At 53.3% G+C, this 15024-nt stretch carries 7 protein-coding genes; all 7 read right to left on the bottom strand.

The annotated features are described in order from the left end of the window. Positions 1 to 558: 558 nt before the first annotated feature. The 7 genes from G6R38_RS25950 to G6R38_RS25920 all read right to left on the bottom strand — a co-directional run bounded on the left by G6R38_RS25950 (position 559) and on the right by G6R38_RS25920 (position 14956). Positions 559 to 1926: a sulfatase gene (locus G6R38_RS25950; protein WP_166831714.1), complete on the bottom strand. Its 1368-nt coding sequence runs from the start codon at positions 1924 to 1926 to the stop codon at positions 559 to 561. A gap of 367 nt (positions 1927 to 2293) precedes the next feature. Next, complete coding sequence (locus tag G6R38_RS25945; RefSeq protein WP_166831713.1) at positions 2294 to 3868, bottom strand: DUF1552 domain-containing protein; 1575 nt, start codon at positions 3866 to 3868, stop codon at positions 2294 to 2296. Beyond that, positions 3865 to 5766 (bottom strand): DUF1592 domain-containing protein, encoded by a 1902-nt coding sequence (locus G6R38_RS25940; RefSeq protein ID WP_166831712.1) that lies wholly within the window; start codon positions 5764 to 5766, stop codon positions 3865 to 3867. The genes G6R38_RS25945 and G6R38_RS25940 overlap by 4 nt, the downstream gene beginning before the upstream one ends. 34 nt (positions 5767 to 5800) lie before the next feature. Further along, a complete protein-coding gene (locus G6R38_RS25935; protein WP_166831711.1) occupies positions 5801 to 7231 on the bottom strand; it encodes a DUF1552 domain-containing protein in 1431 nt (476 codons plus the stop codon). Next, a complete protein-coding gene (locus G6R38_RS25930; protein WP_166831710.1) occupies positions 7203 to 9821 on the bottom strand; it encodes a DUF1592 domain-containing protein in 2619 nt (872 codons plus the stop codon). Before G6R38_RS25930 ends, G6R38_RS25935 begins: the two co-directional genes overlap by 29 nt. Before the next feature lie 415 nt (positions 9822 to 10236). Then, positions 10237 to 11640, bottom strand: coding sequence for an alkaline phosphatase family protein (locus G6R38_RS25925; protein ID WP_166831709.1), 1404 nt, complete (start codon positions 11638 to 11640; stop codon positions 10237 to 10239). 214 nt (positions 11641 to 11854) lie between these two features. After that, the gene (locus G6R38_RS25920) at positions 11855 to 14956 is read right to left on the bottom strand and encodes a protein kinase domain-containing protein (RefSeq protein WP_166831708.1); all 3102 of its coding nucleotides are present in this window, start codon (positions 14954 to 14956) and stop codon (positions 11855 to 11857) included. Positions 14957 to 15024 lie beyond the last annotated feature (68 nt).

Below are 15024 nucleotides of genomic sequence, written 5' to 3'. Positions count from 1 at the left end.
CCCAAATCTAGCACACTCCTGGCAGTTGTTCATCTGAATACAACGATAAAACTGCGGGAGCACGATTTAAGAGGCCATCTGAGAATTGCACGAGTCTGAAACTTCATAACGGAACTATGGATATCTCGTGTTGGGACACACGCGTCCTAATCAGCCGAACGTCCGTTCGACCACCCAACGAAGAAGTTTTTCGCCATGTTGCTCGATGATCAAGTCATGTAGAGCATGATCAAAGCACTTAGAATCAGCCCGAATGATCTCCAGGCTGAGAAAGGCTTCGCAATCAAGTTCCGGGAAAACCTGTGTCCGCGGCAGCGGTAATGTCGGCACTGAACTGTAATAGCCCTCGTGCCTTTTGCGGAATCGTCATACCATAGTGGCACTTGGATCGACTTTGCAGCGAGGGCATCGGCAGATGTAAGACCTTGCCAAACTCGATCAGCAGGAACATGCTGGAACTATTTTCTAACGAGTCCAGGTTGATCTTCTGCTATGGTGACGTTTTCGGAATTAGATAAACCGGCAATGGCAGGTCAACAATCCCTCTTTGGCCAACGCCTAATCTTTGGTGGGGATATGAGTTTTCATTCGCTGTTTGACGTTTGCCAGTTCCGCTTTACTGGCGAGATTGGTCCACTCATTGGGATCGTTCACGCTGTCGTAGAGCTCTTCGCTGCCGTCGTTGTAACGGATGTAGCGATACTGCTCGTCCTGAATCGCAAAGCTATTTTTCTTCCACCCCACGATCGTAGGGTATGGCCAGGGTTGATTCGGTCTCTTTAACAGTGGTACTAGGCTACGCCCTTCGTTTGTCTCATTCGGGGGCAAGTCGCACATGGCCAGGAGGGTGGGATAGAGATCTAGCAGGCTGACGATCCGATCGCAGCGACGTCCTCCTTCAACCCCAGGCCCGGCAATGACCAGCGGCACGTGCGTCGACCGTTCCCAAAGCGACTGTTTCTGGAATGTGTTCTTCTCTCCCATATGATAGCCGTGATCCGACCATAGCACGACAATCGTGTTGTCCTTGTATGGACTTCGATCTAACGCTTCCAGTACGCGACCGACTTGGTGATCGCTAAAGCTAATGCACGCAAGATAGGCGTGAACGATGTTTCGCCATTGATTGTTCTCAATTGCCCATTCGGTGCGTGGCATTTGCGGCAAGATGCTAATGTCTTTCGCACTCTGCGGGACGTCATTCAGATCGTCTTCTTGATAAGGTGGTAGTGTGATTTCATGTTTGTTATAGAGGTCGAACCACTTCTGCGGCACGTACCACGGCACATGGGGGCGTAGGAAGCCGACCATTAGGAAAAACGGCTTGTCGTGTTTCTCCTCGAGTTGTGATACGGCCCAGGTCGCAGTCTGGAAGTCCGGTAGTTTGTCATCGCTATCTGGTGCAGCGGCCCAGTCCGTGCTAGTCCCATTTTGTGGCCAGTTTCTTTTCAGAGCTCCGGTGCCTGATCGGAAGCCACCTCGTCCGCCCGATGCATCCACACTGCCCTTTGGCACATGATTGTGGCAAATCTTTCCCACCGCCATCGTTTTGTAGCCGTGGTTCCCAAAGTAACTGTGCAGTAACTCGGTATCTAGTTGGCGGGCACGTTGCTGGAGTTGCTTGTCCTTCATGTGGTCGTCGTAGCCAAGTGTTGCTGGTAGTAGGCCCGACATCACGCTCGCTCGAGACGGCCCGCAAAGCGGAAATTGGCAATGCGCGTTCGAAAAGACCATGCCCCGCTCCGCTAGTCGGTCCATATGAGGTGTCTTGGCGTCGGGGTAGCGGTTGGCAAAGGTGGGGAAATCGTTCAAGTCATCAACAGAAATAAACAACACATTCGGTTGATCTGCAAACGATGACGACACTACGACGAGAGGCAACATGAAAGCGAAGACGACAAGCAAGACTTCAATAAATCTGGACACTTCTCTAATCAAATGAAGTTGAGTTCGCATAACAGCTCCAAATAGTCATCATCCAAGACAGTGGGCCAGTTCAATGTGTCGGACCGTGAGTCTAACCGAAAACTAGTTTGTCGATCATATATGTTATAGGTTGGATGTCTTGCTGCCAGATGCGGTAATAAACGACTTTCATCGGCAGAACGACCCAAGCGTTGATGATCGTGTTCTATGACTTTAAAGTCGATTAATACAACCTGCAAATCGGCGGACGCACGGTGACGATCTCCACTTCTGGAACCAAATCCTTGAGCCTATTGCATTGGATCGCTCTGGCATGAACGACTGATGGCCCATTGTCGGGATCGATGGTTGGAATCTTTAAGTCGAACTAACCCGGGGCGTCTCCAGGTCGATGACCGAACAGTGAGTCGAGTGACGTAATTTTCGTCACCTGCAATTGCTCCGGGTGCCCCGTGCCGACAAGCGTCACAGGCGTTCCGCAATGGTAGGCGACGTTGAAGCGGTGAAAGTCTTGGAAGCTCAGCTTGAGCAACACCGACGGTTTGCCTTCGACATCGATATAGAAGAACTTCGCTTCGTCCAAATTGTCTGACATCCGCAGTCGACCGCGAACTGTTATCTCGTTGCCGGTGACCTTGACAAAACTCTCGAACGGGCGTTCCTTCCATGGCGAGAAATCGGAACCGTCGAGACCAGCCAGAGAGGTACTGGATTGGGCGTACTCTTTGGTTTCAATGCCGAACTTTTCGAGCAGTGAAAGATGCAATCTTGCGAGCGGCTGATTTTCGGCGAATCGCACGTACCGTCCGGTTTTTATCAATCCTTGACCACCGGCTAGAATGAGAGGAATTCGTGTTACGGTATGATTGTCACTATGCCCCATGCCCGACCCGAACAGAACGAGCGTGTTGTCCAGTAGTGTGCCGTGCTGATTCTGGAACGACTTCAATCGCGTGAGCAAGTAGTCGAATTTTTCCATATGCCAAAGACTGATTTTTAACAAACTTTCCAAGTTGTCGCGGCTGAAATTGCGGAAGAAGTGCGACAGATAGTGATGCTGCTTCTTGATTCCCAGGAAATCAAAAATCATCCGGCTGTTGGAATTGCCGAGCATGTATGTCGCACAGCGAGTCGAATCCGTCCACAACGCGAGCGCAATTAAATCGAGCATCGACTCGACTTGCTCGTTGAGATTGGATGGTTTCTCAGGGCGTTGAAGGTCCGTCAGATCGATGTCCCGTGATTGGGACTTCATCGATTCGAGTCGGCGTTCCGTTTCTCGAACTACGGTAAGATAGTGTTCAAGCGTGGCTCGGTCTTCGGATCCAGCCTGCCGATTCAATGCGCGGGCGTCTTCTCGCACACTGTCAAGCAGGCCGATCATCGCCGTTCGCTGCTTGGGTTGACTGAGCGGATTTCGGAATAATCGATCGAAGACAAGTTGCGGATCGCTTTCCCGTGGAATCGGCGCACCTTTCTCATCGTAGGAGATATACGAACAACCGATTTGATTCGGGAACAGCCCTTCTGTTGTGAGTTCGAGCGATCGGTGTGGCGTGTCACCGCCGATTTTCGCGGCGATATGTTGGTCGACCGACGCCGTCCGAGTGTTGCGATGATGACCAGACAGGAATCGCCGAGTGGAATTGGCATGCGACGAGAAGCCAAAGTCGCCCATATTGTCCAGGATTAGCAGATCCTCTTTGTGCTTGGCGAACGGCTGCATCAACGGCGACATTCGAAAATCGTTTTCCGTACCGCCGCTGATGTTCCACGACGGCGGATGCACACCGTTAGGCTTGAACAGCGTGAGAAACCGCATGGGAGGTTTGTCGTCGCCGGCTTCTTTCGCATCGGCTTCCATCATATTCAGGAATGGCAACGGCAAGGTCGCGCCACCAACACCCCGCAGGAAAGCTCGCCGATTGAGTCTTGTCGTCATTGCTTCGATTCCTGTTGTTGTGGGGGGCGGTTTTCGATGATGGTTTCACGGAACGGTAAACTCATCGCGATTTCAAATACGAGATCGCGATAGGTGCCGTTGGACCGGTGAAGTTTTTCCGTCAGTGCATCGACCGTCGGGCGATCGAAGAGTTCGAGTTTTCGGCACAGTGCGTAGGATAGCGTACGCTCGACGATGTTCCGAATCACTCGTTGACGTTGCGATGTGACGAGGATCTGTTTCAGCCCTTGGAAATCGTCGAATTCTTCACCACTTGGGAGACGACCGGATGTATCGACATCAAGTTGGCTTTGATAGTTGGCACCAGTGTAACGTTCAAATGCGAAGCCAAGCGGATCGATTCTGTCGTGGCAAACGGCGCAGGCGGACTTGTTGCGATGCTGCTCGAATCGTTGCCGGAATGAAAGTTCTTTCCCTTGCGGGGCGGGCGGTACTTGACCCACGTCTGGCGGTGGTTCCGGTAAATGTTCGCCAAGAATTCGCTCCAAGACCCAGATGCCACGTAGAATCGGTCCCCGATTCATCGCCAAAATGCCCGGCATTGTGAGGATTCCCCCCCGATGCTCTGTTTCGACGAGCGTGATTTTTTGATTGGCCACAATCTCGCGTTCGATTCCCGATGCCTTGCGATACCGCGGCAATTGGTTGCTGTCTGCTCCATAGAAGCGACGTGTGTACGGGTTCGCGAACGTTGTTCGTGAGTCGATCAATTCGATCAACGGTCGGGCATCGACGAACAGATAGTGCATAAAGTCGCGTGGCTGAGACCGTAACGCTTCGGCTTGTGGAACCTGCACGTTGTTCTTTTCGACTTCGCCAAGCGTCAACCATTGATACGCGAAATCTGTTGCGAGCGTGATTGACTTCGGTGAGTCGATCATCCGATCGATCTGCTGTCGGATTTGCTCGGGCGTGGAAAGTTGATTGCTTGCGGCGGCTGTGAAGAGTTCGTCGTCCGGCATGTCGGCCCAGATGAAGTAGGACAACCGTTCGGCGAACTCATACGAGTCGACTTGTTGACGACCGGTCTGCTCGCGGTCGACGCCGAAGCCGCGATACAAAAATTGCGGGGACATGACGATCCGTTTGAGTACGGATTTCGTCGCCGATTCCAGGTTATCGTTGTCTGAAAATAGAGTGAACTCTCGAAACTTCGCGTCTTCGATCGGCCGGCGGAAGGCCCGATCTGCGAAGGAGCGAATTAGTCGGTCGGCTTGGTCCTTCGTGATTCCATCAGTGCTGACAGGTCCCACGACCGCTTCCAGCACATCCCGGCGTTTGGGGGAGAACAACTCTGCGATGGCGGTATCGGACAGGTACGAATATTGATCCCACAAAACCGTCGTCAATGGTGCTGCATGGGTATCGTTACAGAAACCGCTCCTTCCCGGTGGATCGGTTGGCAGCAGTTTCATCACCAGCGATTTTTCCACCACCGTTTGCTCGGCTTCGATGATGGCCACTTCTAAATCAAAACCGAATAGCGATCTCATCGTGTTACGATATTCGACCGCACACAGTCGGCGTGGTCGAAGCAGAGCCGGTTGCGGTTTGACCGATTTCACCAGCGTGTGCTCGTACCAGTCAAGAAACTTCAAGCGTTCCGCTTCAGTTGGTTGCGGATGATCTTCGGGTGGCATCTCGCGGGAATGCAGGCGTTCGGCGACAGCCTCCCATGCCCGGAAATACTTCCCGACATCGCCCTGCGACATCGCCTGCAAATCAATCTGCCCATGAGCATCCTCTCCGGTATGGCAATCGACGCAGTACTTTGAGACAAATCGTGTCGCCTCACCGTCGATGCCAGCCGCGTTCGTGACGCAAGGCGATAGTCCGACGATCAGCATCAGTAACCGCATGATACGTGCAGACTCCATAGGAATTGATTCTTCAATTAAGGTTGATCGGAAGTTAGACGCGTCCGAGGGTTCCTTTGTAACCGGCGAACGAGTCCGTTTCGATACCGAATCGCTGTAACACGGTGACGAAGAGCTGCGCGAGTGGAAGTTCTTCTACCTCGACCTTCCCACGCCAGCCAGCATCGGTGGTGATCCCGGCTCCTGCTTGATTGTCTTCGTTGCCGGTGCCGAATTTAAGGAATCGTCCATTGTTAAAACCAAGGTTCTTGCCGCCCGCCGAAATGATCGGATAGTTTCGCGATAAATGGAAACTGCTCGAAGCCGATCCATGCATGGCAAAGGTGTTGTCGAGCATGGTCCCTGAGCCGTTCGGCTCGGGTGTGTTCTTCAACTTCTCCACGAAGCGGCCGAACTCTTGGGCTTGGTACCGATTGTAAGTGCCAAGGTTCTTCCAACCATTCGGCTGTTTGACGGCATGAGTCAGACCGTGTGCCCCCCGCAAACCGACTGCTAGCGATAACAGGTCGTGCGGTCCCTCACCGTTCTCCCGGCCCAGCTGAAACGTCGCCACACGGGTGGAATCGCTGAGGAACGCCAGGTAAATCAACTCGTACATGGTTTCAAAGTAGAGTTTGGCCTCCGTCGGATCGGCGTCGAGGTTCAGATGACTGGTTTCGACCTGAGGCAGCGGAGTGTCAATCCACTGTTGTGCTTTGGCCAGCTTCAATTCCGTATCGCGAACCGCGTCGAGATATTGTTGCAACGTTTGTCGATCGTGACTGGAAAGCTTGCGGCCCAACGATCGAGTGTGATCAATCAGAAAGTCTAAAGCACTCTTACTGCGGGCAAGTTTCGCAGCCGCGTCTTGACTACTGGCGACGAACAACGTGTCGAAAATTTGCTTGGGTTTGTTCATCGCAGGAATAGGACGGCCTTCGTGATTGAAGGATTGCGTTTGTGCTCCGCGTGGCGCACCGATCCCACCGTTCGTTGACAACACCAACGACGAATGACGAGTGAACTCGCCGATATGAGCGGCAATGACTTGATCAACCGAAACCGAGTTCTTGTAAGGTCCGTGTCCGCCCGTCGCCGCGCCGGTCAAATACTGGTCGGCATTCGAATGTCCGTGGACCTGACGAACTGCAGGGTGAGACAACCCTGAATAAATTGTGATCTCATTCCGCAACGGTTCCAGAACGTCGAGTACTTTCGTCAGTTGGAAATCTCGTTCGCCACCGCGTGGAAACCAACTCCAATCTTTCCAAGCGGGATCCGATTTCAGTGGCAACCCAACGCCGTCGGGATGATAGACACTCAGGAACCGCTTCGGGGCTTCGCTTGCATGGGACTCGGCGCGAGCGAACGATTCCAGACGAGGCAACGCCAACGCGATGCCGGCTCCGTAGAGAAATCGACGACGGCTCAATGACACGGATTTGCGAGACACGATTTCACTCCGGTGTTTTGCGGAAAAGTTCATTTTGCACGATTAAGTCAATCAGAGGTCGCAGGCGATCACCCCGGCGACGAAACTGCTTCGTGATGTCTTCCAGGGCCGTGTGATCGCTGAATGACAACGGTCGACCGAGTGCGTAGGAAGTCAGTTTGTGAACGATGGCGCGGGCGAATTGATCTTGTCGGTCCATCAACAAGTATCGTTTGAGACCATCCATGCCTGCCAACTCCTGTTTGTTGAACAGTTCCGAAGTGGCATCGACGGGCTGATCCTTGATCCGTGTCCGGTACGCCCCCATTGCGTCATAGTTTTCGAAAACGATGCCCCACGGATCAATCCTTGAATGACAGGAGACACATGCGGCTTGGTTGCGGTGATTTGCGATGCGTTCTTTGAGCGTCATTTTGAGAATCTCTGGATCGGTTAGATCGACCTCAGGAACATTGGGTGGTGGTGGCGGTGGAGGATCGTGAAGCACACGTTCGAGCATCCATACGCCGCGTTTAAGTGGGTGCGAATCTTGACCGTCGGAATTCATGGCAAGCACCCCGGCCCCGGTCAAAATTCCACCGCGTTTCGACTGAGCCATCACCGGAACCTGACGAAAATGCGGACCGAACACATTGGGAATGCGATAGTGCCGAGCCAAACGCTCATTCACGACAACATAGTCCGCATGCAGAAAATCCATCGCAGACCGATCATTCTTCAGAACGTGTTCGAAGAAGGCGATCGGTTCTTCCCGCATCGCGTTTTTCAAATCGGCATCCGTAATATGCGTGGCACTGTTCAGCCCGTCCAAGCTTAGCCACTGTTGCGTGAAGTGCTCGAAAAACCGTCGGGAACGTGGATCCGCCAACATGCGATCAACCTGGGCCGTCAAAACCGTGGGCTGACTCAACGTTCCTTGCGCGGCGACCGACAGAAGTTCGTCATCGGGGATGCTTGACCAAAGGAAGAAAGAAAGTCGGCTGGCAAGTTCCCAATCGTTGATCGAATGCGTCTTCTCCGACGGCTCCGCTGAGGATGTGGATGTGAGATACAGAAACTCGGGAGCCGCCAACACGGTTGCCAAGACTTCGAGCATGGCCTCTTCGAAGTTGTCGAACTGGGGACGATACTCCTCGAAGAGCGTCATCAACCGATCCACTTCCGCCGTCGTAACGGGTCGTCGCCAGACGCGTCGCGTAAATCGAGACAGCACTTCACGACCGTACGCGGTTTCATCGGCCGCGTGATCACTTGGGAAAAAGATATCGGTATGCGATTTTGGGGGCCACTGCTCATAGAATGGGGCAATGACTTCGATCCGGTCGATCACGACGTGCAGCGGAGTCTTTCCGCCCCGTGCATTAGAAATATTGCGGATGTGCAGGAATTCATCACGCCGTGGAAACGGGCGATCTAGTTTTCGGAACGGATTTCGTTGGATGTCACTTAACGGGATGTCGAAATGAATGAATTCCGGCTGATCCGCCGACGCTGTGACGAGAATGTCTCGTTCGCTGATCACATTCGAGAAATTCGCGTTGTTACTCGTGTGGGCACTGAAACCCAATCGAAGGGCGGCGTATTCTGTATCGTTTGAGGTCGTGCGACCGGCACGAATGCGAACACGCATGATTCCGTCGTCGGGCAAGAACCGATCAAGATTGATTTTCAGTTCCTTCGAACGAGGCAACACGAGCACTACTGGGGAAACGTCAGACGATTCGTCGGCAACCGCATCAGTTCTCGGCAGCGTCTTGGTATCCGAAAAGTGAATGCTTTTGCCCGTTGCTCGATTGAAGAGATGTTGCCGATTTCGATTGCTGCGAGAGTTGGCATCGTTTTGGTGGAAGACTTTGGTCTTCGGCTCCGACAGTGCCCGTTCCATCTCCTCTTGCATCGAAATGACGTAAGTCACTGGTTGCGGACGCTCACCGATAACTGTGGCCCGCTGCAGCGCTTTCAGCCCGATTTCGCGATAGGTTTCAAACTGCATCGCCGACATCTGCAGCATGTTCGAGCTGTTCTTGAAGCCATCCTCCGATGCAGTTTCCGGCGGCAGACGCGCGGCCATCGAAAACGGCAGACCCAACAGATCCTGCAGGGCGTAATCGTATTCGTATTTCGTCATCCGACGGAACGACGAATGCCGCGACGTGTTGCGTCGCACTTGGGCGGCCTTGTCAATTTCATTGCTGAGCCAATCGACAAAGCGGCCGCGGTCGGTATCGGCCAAGGCATAATCGGGCTCGTAATCCGGTGGCATCTCCGAGTTACTGAGCACGTTATAGATTTCCCGCCACCGCTCGACATCGTCGCCGGTCAACAAGTCAGGATTCAATTTGTCCACCCGCAAGCGTCCCTCAGATTGCTTCGGTCCATGACACGCCAAGCAATGCTTCTGCAGAACTGGGGCGATGAACTTTTGATAGTCCGATAGATTGGCCTCGAGGGATTCCTTCGGATCAGTCGGTCGCGTCGATTGCTCGGTCAGGAACCGAGATTGTTTCCGTCCGACTTCCCGAAGTTGATCGAGACTCAAGGAATGTGGGTCAATGTCCGCAGCGAGAGCCGGGTGGAGATATGCAACTCCAATGACGAGCGTGATTCGGAACCAATTGCTCAAGATGAGACTTCTTTCCAGGCGAGTAATATCCCGGCAGGCGGTGAGGGTGGGAGTTGCCGAGCGTGGTCGACCATGTCATAGATTGAGTGATTCTTCGCCGATTGTCAATGTTTTCAGGCGACGAAGAAGGTCCCCTTGCGTCGCCCACGCGAGTAACTGCAGCTCTCCTGACGGCACGTCATGGCCGTCGTGAATCACGTGTGGGCCGCGTTCGTCTTTCCCAGAAATGCGTTCTGGAAAGTGCCATATGAAGCGTTTTTTCGATCCGATAAAGCATTAAGAACGCTGGCCAAGCAATCGACCCGATCAGCACAACGGCGCTATCCCAACGGTCCCACTGATGATGTTGCACCGACGATTTTTACCTCGGCATTCAACGAATGAAAGAACTCGAACCGCCATGTTGCCGATTGCATCATTCAGCATCGGCGGACGTTCGCAATGCGTTCAGAAGTGGTTTGCCGTCGGCGTCTGGGTACTTGAGTCCCAGCAGAGTGGCGATCGTCGGAGCAATCGCAGTGTTGTGGACGTCTTGCAGTTGAGTTCCTGGACGGATTCCAGCACCGGAAAGGATGCACATTGCCTTCATCTTCGGTAGCTTTGCCAAAAAACCATGCGAGCCGTATGACGTTCGCGCTTCTTCGAACGTCGTCACAAGGGTTTCTCCTGTCACGGTGCCGGATACTGCATATCCATCTTTAGCGACAAGAACTGCATCAGGGACTTGTCTGTAGTCGCGTGGATGGGGGAAGCCGACTTCGTCGAATCGATCTGGAAGGAGGACGTCCGCAACGCCTTCTTGGCCGGTCAACAACTTTTTGAATTCGGCAGCTTGCTCTGAAGCTTTGAGCGGATTCGTACAGTAGACGAGGCCGATGCCACCTTCCGGAACCACATGGACTTGAGCCTGCGTCAGCTGGCCGTTTTCGACTGTCAGCAATCCTGCCTCTCGCAATAGAACATTCGGTCGAATCGCCTTGGGGGTGACAGTGAAACCGTGATCGGCAACGAGAATGATCGTACTGTGCTCACGGATTCCGGCGTCATCGATCGCGTCGATAATTCGCGAGACGCACATGTCGGCATATGCATTGGCTGTGTAACCCGCTTGTGACTGCGCTCCCCGCTTATGATGTGTTGCATCATTGTTTAAGAGATGGATGAGCATCAGATGTGGTTTGCGTTCTCGAATCAGGTGACAAGCGGCTTCTGTCCAAACGTAATCCAATCCGACAATACTAGAGTTGCGAAACGACGCGTGAGTCTCGTCCCGCAAGAGTTTCTTTTTGACGAGTTCTTGTCGCAATCGCGGCGTCGTGTAATCGAGAGCATTGGGAACATCAGGAAATTGGTCATCAAACGATTTGGAATTCCGTGTGCATGGCCAGTTCACTTCAGCGGTTCTAAGACCCGCAGCATGAGCCACATCGGCCACTGTAGGAACCCTCACGAGATCGCTGTGGTCGCGATGGGAATCGATCTTCACAGGAACACCAATTCCGCCACGCACCAAAACTCCATTGGCAAGAACGCCGTGTCGACCTGGCTTCATGCCTGTTACGAGAGTTGTGTGGTTCGGCCACGTTACACTTGGGTCTGAGACGGTCATCCCGCCTTCAACGACGCAACCTTCACGCGCAAGTCGACGAATCGTCGGTAGAGGAACCTTGGGATCGTCAACAAGGTAGCTCGCAAATCCATCGATGCTAATGACGATCACGTGTCGTTGCGCATCGTTCGACTGAGCCACAGCGATCGCAGTTGGGCAAATCCAGAAGATGATTGCAAGGAACTTGAAGCAACAAGCACTGATACGCATGCCAGTGATTTTCTATAGACAATGGCAGAATTGATTCTGCCGGGGGATGATGGCTGTGGTCAATTTGCGGGTGAGTCTGATGAACTTTCGATGAAGAGGATCTCATCGTTCGTCGGATGTGGCATCGCATCGAAAGTCTTGCAGCCATGCTAGGTTTTCAAGCACTATGTTGTAAAGGATGACGACACGATAACCTCAATGTGGATTCGAGCTATTATTGACCTGGTTGCTCGTTGATTAGCATGTTGGCTTCGCGATGCGCGACCCAAACGATGATATAATCTGGACCGATACCTTCGAGGGGATCTTCTTTTTCTTTGGGAAATGGCTTCATCTTCTCTTCGGCGGTCGCAAACAGTTCTTGGGCTGCTTCCTTATCTCCCTTCTGAAATAACGCCATCGCTCGGAAGAAGCTAGCGGCTCCACCAATCTTGCCGGTGACGTACTTCGTTTCCGCGAGAACTTTTTCGGCTTCGGCGAATTTGCCATTGCGATACAGAGCCATTCCAAGCGTTAGGCGGCCCCAAGGACGAAACTCTTGATTGTCTTGATCCTGGTCCACTGCTCTACGGACGAGTTGCTCAGCCTGCTGATAAGAGATCAGTTCTGTATTCGGTATGAGACAGGCGATTTTGGCAGCCCGTTCCAGTGCGGGAGGATATTCAAAGTTGGCAGCCGAATCGAGAAGCTGCCGACTGAGGCGAACGTGCGTGTCTCGCTGTTGTTCCCAGGCCAGAACGGCCGCGAGTTCAAGAGCTGAATAACTAACATAGTCGAGGTTACGGACGTTTTCTTGATCGTCTAAGGCGAGCCGCTTCATCGAATTGCTAGTGTGTTCTTCCCTCAGACTCAGTGTTCGTTCTCGAAGACCGGCAGTCTCGCAGCAACTGATTAATTGTTTGATAATCATTCTCGTGTGAGCGTGCTGCGAGCCGAGTACTCTCCTGCTGGTGACTAGCAATTCTTCTAGGAGTTTGCGGGCCTCATCGTTCCGTTCGTCCCGACGATAGGAAGTTGCAAGGGCTAACTTGGCTTTAATGGTGTGGGGGTGCTCGTCGCCGAATGCCTCTTGGCAAACCGCTACTTGTTCTTCGTGGAGTTCGAGTGCCTTGGCTCGTTGTCGGTAGTAACAGGATGCCAGATTGCTCCGGATTCGCAGGGTTATCGGATCGGCCGGGCCGAGGGTGTTGCTACAAATCGGAAGTAGCTCTTCACGCCACGCGGTCGCCTTCCGGTGTTGTCCCAGCTCCCTGTGTGCACTGATGAGGGCATCTCGGGCGCTGAACGTTTCGGGATGTTCTTCACCAAACGTATCGGTGTAATATTTCACCGCTTGTTCTCTCAGCTTCAGAGTCTCTTCGCGTCGACCATTCAATGTATGCAGAAATGCGAGATGGCTCATGGCCTTGAGCGTGCAGGGATGTTGCGGGCCCAACACTTCACGACTGACGGCATAGCTCTCTTCATTGATTTTTAGCGACTCTACCCTCTGATTGTTGTGGTTGTAGTAGAGGGCTAGGTCGTTCATTGCGGAGAGTGTGCGAACATCTTCGATGCCAAAGTTGCGTAAGTAGTAGTCTCTTGCTTTTTCCACTAGTGGAATGGCTTTTCGTTGAAGCCCCAACGCATGGTAGGTCTGCCCTAACGTTGTCTGAAGCCGTGCTCGCTGCTCCGGCAAGTCTGCCAATTCGGTATCCAGTTTTGCAATGGCATTGTCGAGCAGTTCGACAACCTTGATATCCCGCCCGTCTCTTTCCGGGTTGGGGCTTTGAAAAACACTTGTTAGAAACTCAGAGATTCGTTCGGCCTCCTGACGTGCCCGTTCTTTGGCGTCCCGTTCGGTTTTAACGTCTTTGAGCGTTTCGGCAATACGCTGCTCGGCCGCTCTGGCACGCTTGGCCTCGTCGTTCGCTTGCTTGGAACTCGCTTGCGCCGCACGCTTGGCTTTTCTTTCTGCCTCGCGTGCATCGATGGCTGTTCGCTGTTCAGACAATGCCCAAATCATGCCACTAGTTGTCCCGACAACCCCCAACAGCAACGCAATCGTCGTCGCCGCTGCCGCAATGACCCCAGCGCGGTTTCGGCGTATAAACTTCTTCACTCGGTAACTGGTCGATGGCGGACCAGCACTGACTGGTTCATCCGCGAGATGGCGACAAATGTCCTCAGCCAGACCGTTGGCGGTGCTGTAACGGCGGGTGCGTTCCTTCTCCAACGCCTTCATGACGACCCAGTCCAGATCGCCGACAATGCTGCGAGTCAAATGCTTCGGGTCGATGTTCCTCTGCGCTGCGACGCTCGGTAGGCTCTCACTGCCACTGAGTCGTGTACTTGGTTTGGGAGGCTCGACCTCCTTGATGAGCCGCAAAATCTCGACGTATGCCGCCTCCTTCATCTGCGCACTTTCCAATGGAGTGGTGCCAGTGAGAAGTTCGTATAGAATGACACCCAGTGCGTAGACGTCGGCCCGCGTATCGATGTCGAGGTTGTTCTGCTCGGCCTGTTCGGGGCTCATGTAGAGCGGGGTCCCAACCATCATTCCGTGTGCAGTGAAAACGGATTGATCGGTGAGCGACCGGTGCATCGCTTTGGCCAATCCAAAGTCGATCACCTTAGGGACCGGCTTACCGTCGAACAGACATACCAGAATATTCGACGGCTTCAAATCGCGGTGGATGATGCCTTTCTGATGGGCATGCTGCACCGCATGGCAAATCGGCAGGAATAGTTCCAATCGTTCTTTGACCGACAATTTCGCCTGGTCACAGTACTCCGTCAACGGCACACCCTTGACGTATTCCATGGCGAAGAACGGTCTACCCTGCTCTGTCATGCCGCCGTCAAGGACACGGGCGATGTTGGGATGATCCATCATCGCCAAGGCTTGCCGTTCCGCCTCAAAGCGAGCTAGCACTTGGCGGGAATCCATACCGGCTTTAATGAGCTTGATGGCCACTTTACGTTTGATAGGCTGCGACTGACTGGCGACCCAGACAGAACCCATTCCCCCTTCGCCAATCTGCTCCAGCAATCTGTAAGGACCGATGCTGATTCCCGGTTGCAAATTCGTGCAAATCGTTGTCTCTGCAAACTTGCCGAGATTGGGGCCGTTTCCGGCTCGTACATTTTCTTCATTCGGAGGCGAAGGCGACAGAAAGTTCCCGGCTTCGTTGTGGGCATTCAATAGGATTAGGACCCGCTGTCGTAACTCTGCGTTACCATGGCACGCGTCGTCCAGAAACGGGGCAATATGTTCCGGTTCCTGGTCAAGGACCTGTAGAAACAGCTCCCGGGCTTGGGCATCAATATCAGCCATCGTTGGTAGTTCCTCAAGTTTTTTGGGTCTCCGTCATCAATGCCCCGTCGACAACCAAGTTGCACCGC

This window comes from Thalassoroseus pseudoceratinae (genome assembly GCF_011634775.1).
Classification (GTDB): domain Bacteria; phylum Planctomycetota; class Planctomycetia; order Planctomycetales; family Planctomycetaceae; genus Thalassoroseus; species Thalassoroseus pseudoceratinae.
Note: the sequence above shows the minus strand (reverse complement) of the source record. Positions and strands in the feature narration are given on the sequence as shown.

Bases quoted from the DNA above. Each gene is read 5' to 3' on its own strand.
- G6R38_RS25935 (WP_166831711.1), bottom strand. From the start codon at position 7,231: ATGAACTTTTCCGCAAAACACCGGAGTGAAATCGTGTCTCGCAAATCC.
- G6R38_RS25940 (WP_166831712.1), bottom strand. From the start codon at position 5,766: ATGGAGTCTGCACGTATCATGCGGTTACTGATGCTGATCGTCGGACTA.
- G6R38_RS25945 (WP_166831713.1), bottom strand. From the start codon at position 3,868: ATGACGACAAGACTCAATCGGCGAGCTTTCCTGCGGGGTGTTGGTGGC.
- G6R38_RS25925 (WP_166831709.1), bottom strand. From the start codon at position 11,640: ATGCGTATCAGTGCTTGTTGCTTCAAGTTCCTTGCAATCATCTTCTGG.
- G6R38_RS25920 (WP_166831708.1), bottom strand. From the start codon at position 14,956: ATGGCTGATATTGATGCCCAAGCCCGGGAGCTGTTTCTACAGGTCCTT.